This is a genomic window from Pedobacter sp. NO84, from assembly GCF_059703915.1.
This window is the reverse complement of sequence record NZ_AP046575.1, coordinates 2,714,529-2,732,039: the sequence shown is the minus strand read 5'-3', so window position 1 is coordinate 2,732,039 and position 17,511 is coordinate 2,714,529. Positions and strand designations below refer to the sequence as shown.

Annotated in this window: 14 protein-coding genes; 12 read left to right on the top strand and 2 right to left on the bottom strand. The window is 39.0% G+C overall.

The genetic code is table 11. The features are described 5' to 3' along the window. Positions 1 to 70: 70 nt before the first annotated feature. The 12 genes from AC6H0V_RS11955 (at position 71) to AC6H0V_RS11900 (ending at position 15,084) form a co-directional block, all read left to right on the top strand. The gene (locus AC6H0V_RS11955) at positions 71 to 1,372 is read left to right on the top strand and encodes a peptidoglycan DD-metalloendopeptidase family protein (RefSeq protein WP_497560414.1); all 1,302 of its coding nucleotides are present in this window, start codon (positions 71 to 73) and stop codon (positions 1,370 to 1,372) included. Positions 1,373 to 1,438: 66 nt separating this feature from the next. Beyond that, a complete protein-coding gene (locus AC6H0V_RS11950; protein ID WP_497560413.1) occupies positions 1,439 to 2,029 on the top strand; it encodes a TetR/AcrR family transcriptional regulator in 591 nt (196 codons plus the stop codon). A gap of 5 nt (positions 2,030 to 2,034) precedes the next feature. Then, entirely contained in the window at positions 2,035 to 2,259 is a 225-nt protein-coding gene (locus tag AC6H0V_RS11945; protein ID WP_497560412.1) for a hypothetical protein, read from the top strand. 5 nt (positions 2,260 to 2,264) lie between these two features. Continuing rightward, positions 2,265 to 3,497: an MFS transporter gene (locus AC6H0V_RS11940; RefSeq protein WP_497560411.1), complete on the top strand. Its 1,233-nt coding sequence runs from the start codon at positions 2,265 to 2,267 to the stop codon at positions 3,495 to 3,497. 155 nt (positions 3,498 to 3,652) lie between these two features. After that, positions 3,653 to 5,110 (top strand): glycoside hydrolase family 30 protein, encoded by a 1,458-nt coding sequence (locus AC6H0V_RS11935; protein ID WP_497560410.1) that lies wholly within the window; start codon positions 3,653 to 3,655, stop codon positions 5,108 to 5,110. 433 nt (positions 5,111 to 5,543) lie between these two features. Next, positions 5,544 to 6,632, top strand: coding sequence for a sensor histidine kinase (locus tag AC6H0V_RS11930; protein WP_497560409.1), 1,089 nt, complete (start codon positions 5,544 to 5,546; stop codon positions 6,630 to 6,632). 77 nt (positions 6,633 to 6,709) lie between these two features. Then, the gene (locus tag AC6H0V_RS11925) at positions 6,710 to 8,680 is read left to right on the top strand and encodes a DUF1800 domain-containing protein (protein ID WP_497560408.1); all 1,971 of its coding nucleotides are present in this window, start codon (positions 6,710 to 6,712) and stop codon (positions 8,678 to 8,680) included. A 5-nt stretch (positions 8,681 to 8,685) separates the two neighbouring features. Next, positions 8,686 to 9,957: a DUF1501 domain-containing protein gene (locus AC6H0V_RS11920; RefSeq protein ID WP_497560407.1), complete on the top strand. Its 1,272-nt coding sequence runs from the start codon at positions 8,686 to 8,688 to the stop codon at positions 9,955 to 9,957. A 145-nt stretch (positions 9,958 to 10,102) separates the two neighbouring features. Beyond that, positions 10,103 to 11,020: a hypothetical protein gene (locus AC6H0V_RS11915; protein ID WP_497560405.1), complete on the top strand. Its 918-nt coding sequence runs from the start codon at positions 10,103 to 10,105 to the stop codon at positions 11,018 to 11,020. Positions 11,021 to 11,639: 619 nt separating this feature from the next. After that, complete coding sequence (locus tag AC6H0V_RS11910) at positions 11,640 to 13,229, top strand: M20/M25/M40 family metallo-hydrolase (RefSeq protein ID WP_497560404.1); 1,590 nt, start codon at positions 11,640 to 11,642, stop codon at positions 13,227 to 13,229. Positions 13,230 to 13,357: 128 nt separating this feature from the next. After that, complete coding sequence (locus AC6H0V_RS11905) at positions 13,358 to 14,875, top strand: glycoside hydrolase family 10-like protein (protein ID WP_497560403.1); 1,518 nt, start codon at positions 13,358 to 13,360, stop codon at positions 14,873 to 14,875. Between the two features lie 2 nt (positions 14,876 to 14,877). Continuing rightward, positions 14,878 to 15,084 carry a hypothetical protein gene (locus AC6H0V_RS11900; protein ID WP_497560402.1) on the top strand — a complete coding sequence of 69 codons (207 nt, stop codon included), beginning with the start codon at positions 14,878 to 14,880 and terminating at the stop codon, positions 15,082 to 15,084. Positions 15,085 to 15,295: 211 nt separating this feature from the next. On the opposite strand, the gene AC6H0V_RS11895 is transcribed toward AC6H0V_RS11900, so the two are convergent. Together AC6H0V_RS11895 and AC6H0V_RS11890 are read right to left on the bottom strand one after the other, a co-directional pair. Continuing rightward, complete coding sequence (locus AC6H0V_RS11895; protein ID WP_497560400.1) at positions 15,296 to 16,180, bottom strand: N-acetylglucosamine kinase; 885 nt, start codon at positions 16,178 to 16,180, stop codon at positions 15,296 to 15,298. Positions 16,181 to 16,197: 17 nt separating this feature from the next. Beyond that, positions 16,198 to 17,511 (bottom strand): TolC family protein, encoded by a 1,314-nt coding sequence (locus AC6H0V_RS11890; protein WP_497560399.1) that lies wholly within the window; start codon positions 17,509 to 17,511, stop codon positions 16,198 to 16,200.

Below are 17,511 nucleotides of genomic sequence, written 5' to 3'. Positions count from 1 at the left end.
ATTATTAAATCAAATTGGACACAAACATCCTCTTCTTTTATTTTGTTTAACTAAAATAAGTAGAGGTTAAATGAAACGTACAACTAGATCTTCCTGCTCTATCTTCGTCACACCGTTAATTTTTGGGTTGTTATTAAGCTGTAAAAGCGGACCATTTAATCTAATCAAACTTAGCTCTCCTCACCAACAATACGAACGAAAGATAACTGCCTCAGGGCTAGACCAAACAGCCATGGGCGCAACATGGATCAATAATGCGCAACAAAGTCTTCAAAAAGCACTCCCTATCAAGCTTCCCTATAAAGAAACCGGATACTTTGCGGCCGAGAAAGTAGAAGCAATCGCCTATAGGTTTAAATTAACCAGAGGCGAAAGGGTGCTCATAAAGCTGAATAGAACTCCAATCAAAGGTTTCAAAATCTACATGGATCTTTGGCAGTTAAACGATGGGAGCGATTTCAAATTTTTAGCTGCCGCTGATACCTTAAATGATGTGATCCAGCTTGATGCTGAATTAACAGGCGATTACATCATGAGGTTACAACCAGAATTATTAGGAAGCGGACAATACACCGTATCCTTAACTATAGGCCCTTCTTTAAGCTATCCTTTAAAAACAATGAACCATAACCAAATCCAAAGTTTATTCGGGGATGGGAGGGATGAATATACTAGAAAACATGAGGGGATAGATATCTTTGCCCCATTTAGAACTCCCGTTGTGGCTGTATCGGCAGGTACTGTTACCAGTGTAACTAACAATAATTTAGGGGGCAAGGTGGTTTGGTTTAGACCAGAAGGGAAAAATTATACGTTATACTATGCACATTTGGATGAGCAAACAGTGAGTCAAGGTCAGGTCGTATCCCTAGGCGATACCCTCGGTAGAATGGGAAATACAGGAAATGCAGCTAGTACACCTCCGCATTTACACTTTGGGGTTTATACCAGCAATGGAGCAATAGATCCCTTGCCTTTTATCAATCCAAAAATAGCAGAACCACCTAAAATAAATGCATTAACAACTAAGCTTAACACCACAATGCGCACAATTGGTCAAGTTTCAATTAATAAAAAACCGTTAAACATCCATACCATTGTAAGAATTACCGGAGCAACCGGTAACGAATATAGAATTGAACTGCCAAATGGTGATATTGGGTTTTTATCGGATAAACAGCTTTCTACAACAATAAAGCCCTTATCTAAACTGAAATTAAAAACCATACAGCCCATATTTGATAAACCTGATAGCTTAGCTGCCATAAAATCAAACCTCCAAATAGGCCAAACCGTAGAGTTGCTTGGCATTTACGGCGATTATCAATTGGTAATCAGTGCTGATCAGCAAACCGGATGGATCAAGCGTTAATCTCGATCACTTTTAAAAAATAAAAACTAATTTTTAAATGAATGAATATTCACTTATATTTGTTGCATGCGTGCTAGGGATGAGGATAAAGTAAAATTAGTTAAGCAAAAAGCGATAGAGAGCATCGTAAAAGATGGTTTTGAAGGATTTAGCATGAACCGACTTGCTAAGATCTGCGGAATTTCTGTGGCTACTCTTTACATTTACTATCAGGATAAAGACGATTTAATCATCAGTATCGCCAAAGAGGAAGGAGACCGGATGGGGGATATTTTCATTCAAGATTTTGATCCTAATCTCTCATTTGAAGAAGGTATGAGGGTACAGTGGATAAACAGGTATAACTATATCAAAGAAAATCCACTTTCCTATTTGTTTTTCGAGCAGCTGCGAATTTCTAGCTACCAAGTTAGGTTTTTGGAAAGCTTCATGCTCAAATTCCGTACAATAATTAGTGAGTTTATGCAGAACATAGTTGATAAGGGCGAAGTAAATCCAATGCCATTAGAGGTTTTCTGGTCTGTAGCCTATGCTCCACTCTATGCACTGGTTCGGTTTGATAAGGAGGGGCAGAGCATAGGGGGTAAACCATTTAAATTGTCTGATGAGGTTTTATGGCAAACTTTCGCAGTGGTAATAAAGGCATTAAAGAATTAGCGATAATGGAAAGTTTAGATCATATTTTAATATTCAAAACAGATATCAGTACTGAAGCCTATAGAAATAAATTACAGGCTCTCCTTGATGATCATGATGGAATTTTACAATGGAATATTGCCTTGGATGATCCAGATTGTATCTTAAGAGTGATATCCTATACGTTAAACCCTCAAGAAATTATAGAACTAATTACTCATCACGGTCACTTTTGCTGTGAGTTAATCTAAAATTAATGAAGCCACAACAAGAAATAATCCCTTTTACTGGATACCAGAAACTAGTTATCTTTTTACTGGCCATTACCCAGTTTACGGTAATTCTAGATTTTATGGTCATGTCGCCATTAGGCGATATGCTGATGAAATCACTTTCGTTAAAACCCTCTTCTTTTGGAGTAGCTGTTTCGGCATATGCGTTTAGTGCGGGCATATCTGGATTGCTTACTGCGGGATTTGCGGATCGGTTTGACCGTAAAAAGCTCTTGATGTTCTTTTATATCGGATTTATTGCCGGCACTATTTTCTGCGGCTTGGCCGATACGTTTATAGAATTAGTGGCCGCTAGGATTATCACAGGTCTATTTGGTGGGGTTATCGGATCTATCTCTTTGGCCATCATCACCGATATCTTTAGCTTGCAACAACGCGGCAGGGTGATGGGATTTGTACAGATGGGCTTTGGTGCAAGTCAGGTTTTAGGGGTGCCAATTGGACTTTACATCGCCAATTTATGGAATTGGGAGGCTACTTTTTGGATGGTTGCTTCGCTAGCTATTGTCATCGCTGTAATGATCACGCTGATGCTCAGGCCAGTTATATCACATCTTAGTGTGCAACGTGACAAATCTGCTTTTATGCATCTTTATCACACTGTGGCAAAAAAGAAACACCGTATTGGTTTCACGGCCACCGCTTTATTATCTATCGGTGGCTTCATGATGATGCCCTTTGGAAGTGCCTTTGCTATAAACAATCTCAAAATTACCTATTCCCAACTCCCTACGCTATTTATGATCTCTGGGTTAAGTTCTTTGGTAGTAATGCCCTTAATAGGGAGATTGAGCGATAGAATTAGCAAATTTAAAATATTTGCTGTTGCTTCAGTTTGGATGATGATCATGTGTCTAGTTTATACCAACCTTTCAGTAACTTCTTTCTGGATTGTTGTGTGTTTGAATATTCTAATGATGATGGGGATCATGAGCAGAATGGTTCCTTCATCTGCATTAACCAGTGCCATTCCTGATTTAGAAGATCGCGGTGCATTTATGAGCATCAATTCCTCTTTACAGCAGATTGCAGGTGGAGTTGCAGCTGCGGTGGCCGGATTAATAGTGGTACAAAAAGACAAATTCAGTCCGCTCGAAAATTATAACATCGTGGGCTACGTAATCATTGTAATTTCTGTAATCAGCATTTTTTTAATGTATAGAGTTAGTAAAGTGGTTGAAAGTAAAACCAATTAAAAGATTTTTTTAGATGTATAGTCGTAAATGTTGCAGGCATGCATCCAAGACTGACAATTGCAAACTGATATAAGGCAAACCTTTGCGTAGAAATAACCAAAGGTTGTTGCATTACGCAATTAAAATAAACAACTTGCATAACCAAATTCTTTAGAATGATGAACAGATATTCGAAAGCACTAATTTTTAGCCTAGTTCTACTTCAAATAAGCGCAGTTGCACAACAAAAAAAGCCGGTATCTTTTGCCTCCAAAAGAGTTACCGTTTTTACTACGGCTAAAGGAACCGATAAGCCTATTGAAGAAACGGGTGTGCTCACATTCAAAACGTTAAAACAGCCAACAGAAACACAAACCTTGGTATTTATAGACCCCACTAAAACCTTTCAAACATTTATCGGAATTGGGGGGGCAATAACGGATGCAAGTGCCGAAGTCTTTGCGAAGATGCCAAAAGCTGCACAACAAGAACTTTTGGATGCATATTACGATAAAAATAAAGGAATAGGTTACACAATAGCTCGCACCAACATTAACAGTTGCGATTTCTCGAGCGATACATACACCTATGTTGCAGATCATGATAAGACGTTAAAGACCTTCAATATCGATCATGACCGTAAATTTAAAATCCCATTAATTAAACAGGCAACTGCTGCGGCAGGAGGCAAGATAAATTTATTTGTTAGTCCGTGGAGCCCCCCAGCCTGGATGAAATCAAATAATAGTATGATAAGAGGAGGCACTCTAATGCCTGCTTTCATGCAGAGTTGGGCCAATTACTATGTTAAATTTATTCAGGCCTATGAGAAGGAAGGATTACCTGTTTGGGGTCTAACTGTCCAGAATGAGCCCATGGCAACCCAGCGATGGGAGTCATGTATCTATACTGCTGAAGAAGAAAGAGATTTCATCAAGAATTTTTTAGGCCCTACGTTACAAAAGAATAAGCTGGGCACTAAGAAGTTAATTGCATGGGACCATAACCGGGATCTTATTTTTCAAAGAGCATCAACGTTGTTAAATGATCCACTAGCCGCAAAATACATTTGGGGCATCGGCTTCCATTGGTATGAAACATGGACGGGAAGCTTACAGAACTTCGAAAATCTAAAACGGGTAAATGAGGCCTTCCCCTCTAAACAGCTCATTTTTACTGAAGGCTGTGTAGAAAAGTTTGATTTTGATAGGATTAACGATTGGACATTGGGCGAACGCTATGGTCTATCTATGATCAATGATTTTAATGCAGGCACAACCGCATGGACGGATTGGAATATTCTTTTAGATGAAAACGGGGCCCCAAACCATGTAGGCAATTTCTGCTTTGCACCCATACATGCCGACACCAGAACCGGCAAATTGCGTTATACCAACTCTTATTTTTATATCGGCCATTTTTCTAAGTTTATTAAGCCAGGGGCGAAAAGAATTAGCAGTGCTCCTAGTCGCACAATGCTTATCAGCACGGCCTTTAAAAATCCAGATGGTTCTATTGCCGTGGTTGTGATGAATAATACCGATCAGAAATTGCCCTACCTATTGTGGGTAGAAGGAAACGCCGCCGAAACCGTGAGTTTGCCCCATTCTATTAGTACATTGGTGATAAGATAATTAGCTGATTATCCAATTATCGAATGTGATAATGGCGAGGTGCCTATGCCCACATCGATCAACTAATTAGCTGATTATCCAATTAGCGAATGTGATAATGGCGAGGTGCCTGTGCTCCCCACTCATCAGCTAATTAGCTCATTATCCATTTAGCGAATGTGATATTGGCGAGGCGCCCTATGCTCCCAACTCATCAGCTAATTATCAAATCCACTAATTAGCTAATTATCAAATCAACTACTTCTCACCCCAAATCCCCATAAAACAAAACAAGCTGGTTTGTAATTTTTTAAGAATTTATGAATAAATAAAATTTCATTTATTTCGATTAACTATTTGATTTTTAAATAACTAAAAATGAACAAGATTTTTTAAACAGGCATAAGGCAATACTAATATCTTAGAAATAAGATTAAAAAATTAAGCAAAGCCTATGATAAAATCGATTAACGTCCTCCTCATCCCATTTCTCCTAATTTTTAACTTTTACGTTCATTTTACAACTTTAGTTAAAAATAATTACCGTGTCATTAAGTATTGTGCTTTTATCGAAAAAGCTAATTTTTGCTTTTCACACGTTGGAACTTCCAGACAAATTGGTTATTCAACTCCTAGCGTAGAAATTAAGTATAAAAATGACAAGAAAAATGACCTTGTATTTTCGAAAAAAAACGAACAGCTAAATGATAGTTATTTCATTTTTACTTTTGCCCTTGCGTTGATGGCAATTGGCCTTGAATTTAGGATGGCCAAAAGCGCTCGGATTATTAAGAAAAAAAATGAAGCACTGAGTATAAACAACAAAGTGATCCTTCAGCAAAATACTTTTCTTCAGAATGCATTGACAGCACTTGAAGAAAGCAATGTAGAAAATACAAGAATGCTTCAGATTATTGCGCATGATCTGAGAAGTCCGATGGCAGCAATTGTTGGCCTATCGAGCTTTATTATGGATGAAAAAAGGTTGCCCTCCGAAGATATGGAAGTGATCAGCCTAATACACACCTCCGGAATAGACTCTCTAAAATTTATAAACGAGATTTTAGATAAGGAAACCTCTGAAATCGAAATAAAACAGGTAGATATCTATCAGCTCTTAAGCTACTGTGTTACTCAACTCCAGTTTAAAGCAAATGAGAAACAGCAAAAAATCACTCTAGAAGGTAACTCCTTTATCTCAAGGGTAAACCGCGAAAAAATATGGCGTGTCATTACCAATTTACTGTCGAACGCTATCAAATTTAGTCCACCCCAAAGCCAAATAGCCGTTGCGTTGCAAGCTTTCGAAACAAAAATAGTGATCAGCATTAAGGATAGTGGGATTGGAATTCCAGGAAGTATAAGCGATAAAATTTTTACGCTAAATGCCCAGCGAAAGAGAACTGGAACGGCGGGAGAAAAATCTTTTGGAATGGGTCTAGCCATTGCAAAACAAAATGTTGAGGCCCACGGTGGATCGCTCTATTTCAAAAGTATAGAAGGAAAAGGAACAACTTTTTTTATCGAACTCCCAGCAACTTGACCCAATAAGTAAAGATTTTTTTGCTATGATTAATCCTTCTTTAGTTTAGCGTGTCATACAATTGTAATCACAAGCATATGAAAAGAATTCATCATTTTTATTTTTGCCTAATCGCCTTTTGTTGTGCACTAATTTTTTCTTCTTTCGTAAGAAATGAGATACCAAAAGAAAAATTTGTTCTGCCTTATAAACAAGCAGGCTTAACGAAGGAGCAAGCAGCAGCACATCTATTGAGTCGTTTTACTTATGGCGCTAAAACTGGTGATGTTGAACTGGTTGTGAAAATGGGACTAGAAAAGTGGTTCGAACAACAGTTGGAAGGTAATCAAGCAGATGCAAATCTTGATCAGATGCTTAGTCAGTATGATGCATTAAACCTAACAAATACTGAAGTTGAGAATATTTATCCTAGAAATGCGCAATTGATACGTTTTGCAGTTAAAGATGGAATCATCAATAAGGATTCTGTAAACAAAGCAAATGGTAAAGAATACCGTAACCAAATACAGGCTTACATGCAGCAAAAGGGATATAAGCCCCAACAAGAGCTGTACCGTCAATTTTTCAATCAAAAAATATTAAGAGCTGCATATACCAACAATCAGTTTAAAGAGTTAATGACTGATTTTTGGTTCAATCATTTTAATGTTTCTCTAAGCAAAAACCAATGTGCAACATATGTGCCTGCCTATGAACGTGATGTAATTAGGCCCAATGTTTTTGGCAAATTCGAAACCTTATTGGTAAGTACCGCAAAATCTCCAGCAATGCTGATGTACCTGGATAACTTTAGCAGTGCGGGCGATAATACGGCAATGGACAAACCTGGTGACGAAATGGCCATGGATAAAAAAGGAGGAAGGGGCGGCAATAGGAAGGGCCAGCTCGCTAAATTACAAGCTGCAAAAAACCAGGCGAAAAAGGGGAAAGCAGGTTTAAACGAAAATTATGCCCGTGAAGTTATGGAACTACACACCTTAGGAGTTGATGGTGGGTATACACAGAGTGATGTAACCCAAGCCGCAAGGGTATTAACTGGATGGACCTTGGCCCCGATGGGCGATAATGGATATGGGGCACCTATTAAAAAAATCATAGAAAAAGTAGGCGAAGATAATTTGCGGAAGCGGGGATTTGTTCACGAGGGCGACTTTCTTTTTGCAGTAAATCGTCATGATAATGGAGAGAAGGTTGTACTAGGTAAAAAATTTCCTGCCGGTGGTGGTTATGAAGAAGGTCTAGAGCTTTTGCATATCTTGGCCCAGCATAAATCTACCGCTAAGTTTATTTCGAAAAAACTTGCTGTACGTTTTGTGAGTGATAATCCACCACAAAGTTTAATAGATAAAATGGCAAAAACTTTTACCAATACCGATGGAGATATTAAAAGTGTGCTAATCACGATGGCAAGTTCGCCAGAATTTTGGACCACCAATGCATTAAGGGAGAAAACAAAATCTCCTTTTGAGTTGGCAATTAGTGCGGTAAGAAGTTTGGATGCCACTATTAAACAGCCGTATCAATTATACACATGGATAAATAAAATGGGACAGCAGATGTATTATTATCAAGCACCCACCGGCTTTCCGGATCGTGGTCAGTATTGGATTAATACTGGTTCACTGCTTAACCGGATGAATTTTGGACTCGCCTTGGCATCACAACGTATTCCTGGCATCACCTTTAATTTGGCGGCCATGAACAACAACCATGAACCTGAAAGTGCAGAGGCAGCACTTTTAATATATAGTAAATTAATTATGCCCGAGAGGGAATTGGATGCTACCATTGCTCGGTTAAAGCCCATGCTCAAAGATCCAGATCTTGAGGCGAATGTGGCCCGGGCTGCAGAGCAGAGTGCCCCTCCTAAACAGATGAATACCATGGCAAACGAAGATGCAAATCTTATGGATGGAGGAGCAGATGCCAAAGTTAAAGGCAAAAAAGCATTGTTAAATGCCGTTCCGCAACAAAAAACAGGCAATAATACCATGCTGGCACAAGTAGTAGGCGTAATTATAGGTTCACCAGAGTTTCAACGTAAATAGAAATCATGACATCAAGAAGAGGTTTTATCAAAGCTGGAGGATTGGCTTTATTCGGAATTGGTTTAGGCGGCATACCAGGCTTTTTAGCGGATGCTGTTGCAGGTACAACAACACCAGGTTTATTTAAAAAGAAAAAGATACTGGTATGTATCTTCCAACGAGGTGCGATGGATGGATTAATGGCGGTTACCCCGTTTACCGATGAGTATTTAAAATCTGCTCGCCCCACCTTATTTATGTCGGCAGCGCAAGGCGGAAGAAATAAGCCCTTAATTGATTTGGACGGAAAATTTGGATTGCATCCTTCGATGAGCGCTTTTGAACCCATGTTTCGTGATAAACGCTTGGGTATTGTACATGGAATAGGTTCTCCAAACACTACGCGATCGCACTTCGATGCCCAAGATTATATGGAATCTGGTACTCCATTTAACAAGGGGACCGAAAGTGGTTGGCTAAATAGAGCAGTTGGTTTATTGGGTCATGATGCAGCTACTCCGTTCCAAGGAGTGAGTTTAACTTCTTCATTACCAAGATCGTTCTACGGGATGAATCCGGCCGTAGCCATTAGTAACCTAGCCGATTTTAATATTCAATTGAGGGGAAATCAGGCGGGTGCCAACATGGCCTCTAAAAGTTTTGAGGATCTGTATGATCAAACTACATCTGGACTGTTAAAAAATACAGGTAAGGAGAGTTTCGATGCCATTAAAATGTTGCAGAAAACAGATACCAAAAATTATAGACCTGAGGCTAATGTAGTTTATCCGCCTACAGCATTAGGCAATTCGTTAAAGCAAATCGCCCAATTAATTAAAATGGATGTAGGAATGGAAGTAGCTTTTGCCGAATCGGGAGGCTGGGACACCCACTTTAACCAAGGAACCGAGAACGGGATTTTTGCTCGGAATGTAAACGATCTAAGCAACTGCATCATGGCGTTCTGGAATGATATGGCAAAATACCAGGATGAAGTAACCGTAATGACCATGACAGAATTTGGTAGAACTGTTGCTCAAAATGGAACTGGCGGTACAGATCATGGTCGTGCATCTTGTAACTTTATCTTAGGAAATGGCGTTAATGGTGGATTGGTACACGGTTTAATCAACCCATTAAGTAGAGAAAACTTGGAGGATGGAAGAGATTTAGCGGTTACCACAGATTTTAGAAGCGTGTTTAGCGAAGTAGCAGATAAACACCTGGGCATTAATAATGACAAAGTACTGTTTCCAGATTGGAGCGGGAAAAAGATCGGTGTAATGAATATGGTATAGTGCTTATTATCCTTATAAAATCAGCTGGAAGCTTAAATTAAATTTGGTGTTGAATGGGACATTTTATGTGTGTACCACATTATACTGCAATATAGTAGTGTACTATTTGGTAAAGCCTCCTATATTTACGGGATAATCGATCCCAATGAAATTTAACTCCATTTTCGTCTTTTTGTATATTATACTCGCTGGCAGCGTCTATGCGCAAACTAAAGACTCGATAGATATAGTGCCGTATTGGAAAACCAATGAGAGTTTCTTGGTAAATATCAAGAGTACTACCTATGATACATATAATGGTAAGAAAATAAATTATTTGTCTACATTTCAGGCAAATTTTTTGATCAAGGAAGCCTCAGATACTGCCTTTAAAGTTGAATGGAGCTATACAAACGCAAAATTGGCCGCAAACGACCCGTTGATCGAAAATCAACTCGCTGCAAAACTTCTAAATACTAAGTTGCTTATTAAGCTTTCACAGAATGGTCAATTTGTAGAGCTATTAAATTCTGTGGAAGTTAAAGAAATTGCCGATAAGGCCATTGATGAGCTCATTTCCAAAACTTCAAGCGATTTATCTATGAAATTGCTATTTAAAGTAACAAAAGAACTAATTGCTTCAAAACGAGGATTGGAAGCCGTGTTACTAAAGCAGATTAAATTCTACCATTTGTTATATGGCTTTAACTACAAATCAAATTTTGTCGAAACTCATCACGGTCAGATAGCAAACCCTTTTGGAGGAGAACCTTTTGATGCCGTGGAAAAAGTTCAAGTAACAAACCTCGATCGTCCTAATTCTGTATGCACCATTACCTCTAGTAAAACAGTTGATGGTAAAGCAATTAAAGACGTAGCACTTAAGTATATAAAAAAAGTTGCAAATCCTCCAGCACAAGTGATTATCGATATGAATAAAGCTAAGATGGAAGTTGCAGAAAATACGATGCATCAAATTGATTTGTCGAAAGGCGTTGTTCAGAAATCTGCTTTTCTAAGGACTTTAAATTTCGGCTTTCAATCAAGGCTGGCAATGTTAGAAATGGAAACTATAATCAAGTAATATAGAAAAAAGAAAAATTATCTGTAATCTTGCTTAATGTGCATCTTATAACCACATGCACTACATTTATATCTTTTATACTTATTCCAAAAGATGATATTCTTATATAAAAATGTACGGGGTAAACGTTGATCCAAAGAGCCAGTGCTACATTTGGGGCATTTTGTAAAAACTTTTTCAAACATTGACAATCAGATATTAATATACACGGTTAACCAAATCGGCATATGCCTGTTGTAACGGGATGAAATTACTAAGTCTGGTTTTAAAATTAGCTTGGTTTTACTTTAATGATACTCTCACTATTAACTTTCTGATTCCAATTTTTAGGCATAGTTTATTCACTCTAATTAACAAAGATTTGAGTTATTTAGCCTTAAATAGTAGATAAAGTTTTGAATACCAATTTGTTCTAATTCAAAAATAATTAAATATTTAAGATTTTAATAAAATTTTAATCTTTTAAAGATCGATGTTCCCAAGTCTCGTTTAGCGATTTATGAGCCTAAAATCTAAAGGGTTAAAAAATTATCCAATCGTATTATCCTTCTTACACTCCGGGTTTGTTAAAATAATGGTAAAGTCTTATCTTTCAAGCTTAACCTTTAAGACAAACCCAATGAAAATTTCACTAAAATTTACAGGTCTATTGGCAAGTAAACGTGCATCTGCCCTATTTTTTATTGCAGCAATGCTGATCAGCAGTTCAACTTTTGCTCAGACCAAAGAAGCATTTGTTGCTAATGCAATGAAAGAAGCCAATGAAAACTCTCAATTAGAAAATCTGGCCCATGAGTTATTTGACGTAGTGGGACCACGATTGGTTGGCACCCCGCAAATGAAACAAGCTGGAGATTGGGCGGTAAAGAAATACAGCGATTGGGGGATATCTGCCAAAACAGAACAGTGGGGCCAATGGCGTGGATGGGAAAGAGGAATCACCCATATTGATCTCGTGAGCCCGAGGTTAAGAACCCTAGAAGGTACCCAGCTTGCTTGGAGCCCGTCAACCAAAGGAAAAGGAATTAATAGTGAGGCAATTGTTTTGCCATTAGTGACTGATTCCGTTGCTTTTCAGGCATGGTTGCCCAACGTAAAAGGTAAATTAGTGTTGATTTCAATGCCGCAAATTTCGGGCAGACCAGATAAGAACTTTGAAGATTTTGCTACGAAAGATGGATTGGTAAAATTTAAGAAAGACAAAGATGATGCCGCAAAAGCCTGGAGAGATCGATTGGCTAAAACCGGGCTAAATGCAAAAAATTTAGCTCTAGCCATAGAAAAAGCAGGAGCCACCGGAGTAATCATCAATAACTGGTCGGCCGGTTGGGGAGTAGATAAGGTTTTCGGTGCCAACACTACCAAGATCCCAACTGTGGATCTATCCGTTGAAGATTACGGACTGGTTTACCGATTAGCAGAAAGCGGCAACAAACCCATGCTTAAAATCCAATCCGAATCTAAAGAGTTGGGTGTTGTTCCTACCTTTAATACCATTGCCGAAATAAAAGGTACCGAGAAACCAAATGAATATGTGATGTTATCTGCCCATTTTGATTCTTGGGATGCCTCTAGCGGAGCTACCGATAATGGCACGGGTACGATTATGATGATGGAAGCAATGCGCATCTTGAAAAAGTTCTACCCAAACCCGAAAAGAACAATTTTGGTTGGGCATTGGAGTAGTGAAGAGCAGGGCTTGAACGGCTCAAGAGCTTTTGTTGAAGATCACCCAGAAATTGTAAATAATTTGCAGGCCCTATTTAATCAGGATAACGGAACCGGAAGAGTGGTTAATATCTCTGGTCAAGGTTTTGCTAACGCCAAAGACTTTGTGCCAAGATGGTTGGCCGCAGTTCCAGATACCATTAAAAACCAGATTAAAACCAGTTTTCCAGGCTCACCAAGCGGTGGAGGATCGGATAATGCATCTTTTGTAGCTGCTGGCGCATTAGGATTGTCTTTGGGAGCGTTACCTTGGGATTATTTCAGCTATACATGGCATACCAACCGTGATACTTACGATAAAGTAGTTTTTGATGAGGTGCGGAATAATGTGGTTTTAGCTGCAATATTGGTGTACATGGCCTCCGAAGATCCAGAAAAAACGTCAACAGAGAAAGCCCCAATGACAGTAAATCCTAGAACTAACCAACCAGGCGTTTGGCCAGCTCCGGTAAAAGCCAATCGTAAAGGTGGACTTAACTAGACAATAGTCGATGGTCCATAGTCGATAGTCAGCTTGAATTCAAATAGCGATACCATTTGAATCCAGGCCATGGTCTATGGACTATTAGCTATTGACGAAAAGATTTATTTCATTACACCCATTCCCATATGAAAAAGCTGCTCTTATTTTTGATTTTCACACTAAGCCTCAATACGTTTATTGTTGCCCAAACGCCTAATGAAGCAATGAATAGGCCGCCCAAAGTAATGCAAGAGTTTAGGGCGGCATGGATAGCAACAGTGGCCAATATTAACTGGCCCAGTAAACCTGGCCTAACTGTTGCCGAGCAGAAGCAGGAAGCCATTAACCTGCTAAATCTATTGCAACGGCTTAATTTTAACGCTGCTATTCTTCAGGTTAGGCCTCAAGCAGATGCGTTATACAAGAGCGAGCTAGAGCCTTGGTCTTACTTTTTAACAGGCACAGAAGGAGTAGCACCCGATCCTTATTACGATCCATTAGAATTTTGGGTTGAAGAGGCTCACAACCGTGGTCTAGAACTCCATGTTTGGCTAAATCCCTATCGAGCCCACTCTAAAACTGCAGGAGAGCCAAGTGCCACTTCAATTGTAAAGGCTAAGCCAGAATTAGTAGTAAAATTAAAGGATGGGCAATATTGGATGGATCCCTCTAAACAAGAAGTACAAGACCATTCGGCGGCAGTTGTGCGGGATCTGGTAAAGAGATATGATATTGATGGGGTTCATTTTGATGATTATTTTTATCCCTATGCAGAATATAACGGCGGTGCAGATTTTCCCGACGAACAAAGTTGGACAGCATACCAAAATAGTGGGGGCAAATTAACAAGGGCCGACTGGCGAAGAGCGAGCGTAAATACCTTTATCGAACGAGTGTACAAAGAAATAAAAGCAGAAAAGAAGTATGTTAAATTCGGTGTTAGTCCTTTCGGGATCTGGCGCCCAGGCTACCCCGAATCTATCGAAGGATTTGATCAGTATGATAAACTATATGCCGATGCTAAATTATGGTTAAACAAAGGCTGGATAGACTATTTTAGTCCGCAGTTGTACTGGACCGTAAATGCCCAAAAGTTAAGCTTTCCGGTATTATTGGGGTGGTGGCAGTCTGAAAATACCAAAGGCAGGCACCTTTGGCCAGGGATGAATATTAGCCAGGGTGGCGATGATAAAAATGCCGATGAAGTGATCAATCAGATTATGATTACCCGAGGCATAACGCCTCAGAGCAAAGGAGCCATCCACTGGAGTATCGCAGGGTTAATTAAACACGAAAAACTAAGGCAAGGTCTATTGGATGGGCCTTATCAAAAACAGGCCATTGTTCCGGCAAGCGATTGGTTGGATAAAAAAGCACCAGATGCGCCCAGCGTAACGGTCGTAGCAAAAGACACATTATTGCAGATTAACTGGAGCCATGCGCAAAGAAGCGATGTATTTAGATGGGTAGTCTATTTTAAATATGGGGATAAATGGAATTATAAAATCTTAAATAGAAATGATTCGAGCATGGATATCCTAGCAGCAATAAGCAGGAGCCCAAATGGAACAAGCAAAACGACACTAAATGCGTATGGAGTTACTGCCGTTGATAGAACTGGGAATGAAAGCGAGTTTATAGAACGAAAAATTGGGAATAACTAAAGATGAAAAAATCTTCGGAATTATTAATAGAAGCTACTGCTAATGCGATAAAAGATCATTTTATCCCAACAAATAAAGACGAGCAATCATTTAGTTTCCATTTTACCATTCCGCCCTCATCTAACTATAAAGCAAGCTACGAGAAGGATTCTAAAGGGAATTGGGTGCTGAAAAGTTGCGAAGTCGACCCTTCTACAAGTTCGGAGTAAATTTTAGAAAGATCCCCTGAATCCATAGTTCATTTTAAGTAATTTCCATTTGGTTGTCAGTCTGAGCGTAGTCGAAGACCTCAGCAAATCTCTAGTTTGGCCTTTTAATCTACCCTTCGACTACGCTCAGGGTGACATCAAACAAGTTCAAAAGCTCACGATTGCGAAATCTTCTATTCGTCAACAGTTAACCAATTAACCAAAATTACACTTAGCCCTCTCCTTCAGGAGTTACCGGAATAGGTACTCTAATGCCCTCCCTTTTTAAAATATATTCAAAAATGCCTTCGATGGGTTTTTGTAGTATTTTACCAACTTTAATTCCATTTTCTGCAAATACGGCCTTTAGCTCGTCCTGATAATAATAAGAGATAGACCCTACAAAATTGCACTCCAGCGTTTTATAGGCTTTATAATCCTTTACATTAGTGTCTATAAATTCTTGAAATCCATCTTTTAAAAGTTGTTGGATAAACGGATGTGCTTTACGAGCGATCATAAATCGACTAAAAGAGGCCAAATAGGAATTGGGAAATGGTTTTTGATAAATGTTGCTAATTACGGTTTCTTTTTTAGCATCATAAGTTTGAGCAAAGATCTCCTGCAACTCTTCGGGCATGGTTCCATATAAATAAGAAACTAGAACTTTACGGCCAAAATAAGTACCAGACCCTTCATCGCCAAGCACATAACCTAAACCGTGTTTGCCATGATGCACCTCTTGGCCATCATAATACGCGATATTAGAGCCTGTTCCTAGAATACAGGTTAATCCTTTTCGATCGCCACAGGTAGCATAGGCAGATCCGATCAAATCGTGGTCGACACTAATAAATGCTTTGGTAAAGAAAGAGGAGAGACCATTAGAGATAATTTCATGCTTATCTGGAGAGGAGCAGCCTGAGCCAAAAAAGTAAACTTCCTTAATTGAATTAGCATAGGCTGATAAGTCCCGGTTCTTGGTTAGGATTTTAACCACATCAAAAGCATTTACAAAATAAGGATTGATTCCCTGGGTGCTAAAGGATAAAGTTTGATTGGGGCTATACGCCATCCAATCTGTTTTAGATGAACCGCTGTCTGCTACTAAAATCATGCACTAAAAATAGGAAATTAATAAATATTTATGGTGCCGCTTAACTCTTTTAATGATATTTCTGCCAATTTAGCCTGATATTGGATCTCCACATATCTACTATTGGCATCAATCGCATTTCTTTGTGCCTCGCGCAACTCTAAGGGAGCAATACTTCCTAAGCGATATTTCTCTAATGTGATATCTAAATTCTGACGGGCAATATCAACATTTCCCTGCTCCAATTTTACAAGATCAAGGTATGTGCTATAATTTTGATACGCTGTGGTAAGCTGTGAGTTAATATCCAACCTGGTTCTCTCTATGCTTAAATCAGCAGAATTTATTCCAATTTTCGCGTTCCTTTCATTCTGTCTTTGCAAAAAACCGTTAAAAATATTGATGCTTGCCGTTACCCCGTAGGTTAGCCCACTTGCCCTAAAATTGGTATTAAACCCTGTTGGCGTGGTGCTGCGGCTAATATCGTATCCTGTATTTAAACTAATTTGGGGATAACGGCCGGCCTTAACCTGCTTTAACGTTAATTCTGCTATTTTTTTGTTGATCAGTGCATTTTGTAGATCGGGGTTCAGTTGCAGCATTTGGCCAGACAATTGGTCCTTACTTAAGGATTGATCAATGCTTAAATTGTCATCAACCCTAAATTTAATGTTTACATCCCTCGCCAATAAACGGTTTAACGTTACCTGATAATTGTCCAGTAAATTTTTCTGCTGCAAATAGCTTGATGTATCGGTGTTGTAATCCACTTTCGCGGCTAACACATCCAACTTAGATCCACGTCCAATTTCTAGTTTGTTGTTGGCAATCCTTAAACGAAGGTTAGAAATGTCAATAGAGCTATCAGCAGCAACAACTAATTTTTGTTGTTTAACCAAATTATAATAAGCGGATACCACTTCTGTAACAGTAGTTAAAATCTGTGCTTTTGAGTTGATCCTGCCCTGTTCTTCTAATGCTTTCAATCGATCTAGCGTTGCAAACATTTTAAATCCGTCGAACACCGTCCAACCTAATCCAATTCCATAAGAAAGGTTGGTGCTCCGTGCGCCATCTGTTATTTTTTGCGTACCGGCTGATTGTGTTTGAACCGTGTTCTGCCTACTTCCGCCAGTGCTAAAATTACCTACAGCTACCGGTAAGATACCCGCATTACCCAAATTCACATTGTTTTTGGCAATCAGTTCATCATTGTTCACCAATTTGATATCATAATTATTTTGCAAAGCAATGCTGATTGCATCAACTAAACTTAGTCTTTCCTGACCGAAAGTTAGCGTGCTGCTGCCTAGCCATAGGGCGATAAAAAATAGATAACGCTTCATGTTCAT

Bases quoted from the DNA above. Each gene is read 5' to 3' on its own strand.
- AC6H0V_RS11955 (WP_497560414.1), top strand. From the start codon at position 71: ATGAAACGTACAACTAGATCTTCCTGCTCTATCTTCGTCACACCGTTA.
- AC6H0V_RS11950 (WP_497560413.1), top strand. From the start codon at position 1,439: ATGCGTGCTAGGGATGAGGATAAAGTAAAATTAGTTAAGCAAAAAGCG.
- AC6H0V_RS11945 (WP_497560412.1), top strand. From the start codon at position 2,035: ATGGAAAGTTTAGATCATATTTTAATATTCAAAACAGATATCAGTACT.
- AC6H0V_RS11940 (WP_497560411.1), top strand. From the start codon at position 2,265: ATGAAGCCACAACAAGAAATAATCCCTTTTACTGGATACCAGAAACTA.
- AC6H0V_RS11935 (WP_497560410.1), top strand. From the start codon at position 3,653: ATGATGAACAGATATTCGAAAGCACTAATTTTTAGCCTAGTTCTACTT.
- AC6H0V_RS11930 (WP_497560409.1), top strand. From the start codon at position 5,544: ATGATAAAATCGATTAACGTCCTCCTCATCCCATTTCTCCTAATTTTT.
- AC6H0V_RS11925 (WP_497560408.1), top strand. From the start codon at position 6,710: ATGAAAAGAATTCATCATTTTTATTTTTGCCTAATCGCCTTTTGTTGT.
- AC6H0V_RS11920 (WP_497560407.1), top strand. From the start codon at position 8,686: ATGACATCAAGAAGAGGTTTTATCAAAGCTGGAGGATTGGCTTTATTC.
- AC6H0V_RS11915 (WP_497560405.1), top strand. From the start codon at position 10,103: ATGAAATTTAACTCCATTTTCGTCTTTTTGTATATTATACTCGCTGGC.
- AC6H0V_RS11910 (WP_497560404.1), top strand. From the start codon at position 11,640: ATGAAAATTTCACTAAAATTTACAGGTCTATTGGCAAGTAAACGTGCA.
- AC6H0V_RS11905 (WP_497560403.1), top strand. From the start codon at position 13,358: ATGAAAAAGCTGCTCTTATTTTTGATTTTCACACTAAGCCTCAATACG.
- AC6H0V_RS11900 (WP_497560402.1), top strand. From the start codon at position 14,878: ATGAAAAAATCTTCGGAATTATTAATAGAAGCTACTGCTAATGCGATA.
- AC6H0V_RS11895 (WP_497560400.1), bottom strand. From the start codon at position 16,180: ATGATTTTAGTAGCAGACAGCGGTTCATCTAAAACAGATTGGATGGCG.
- AC6H0V_RS11890 (WP_497560399.1), bottom strand. From the start codon at position 17,511: ATGAACATGAAGCGTTATCTATTTTTTATCGCCCTATGGCTAGGCAGC.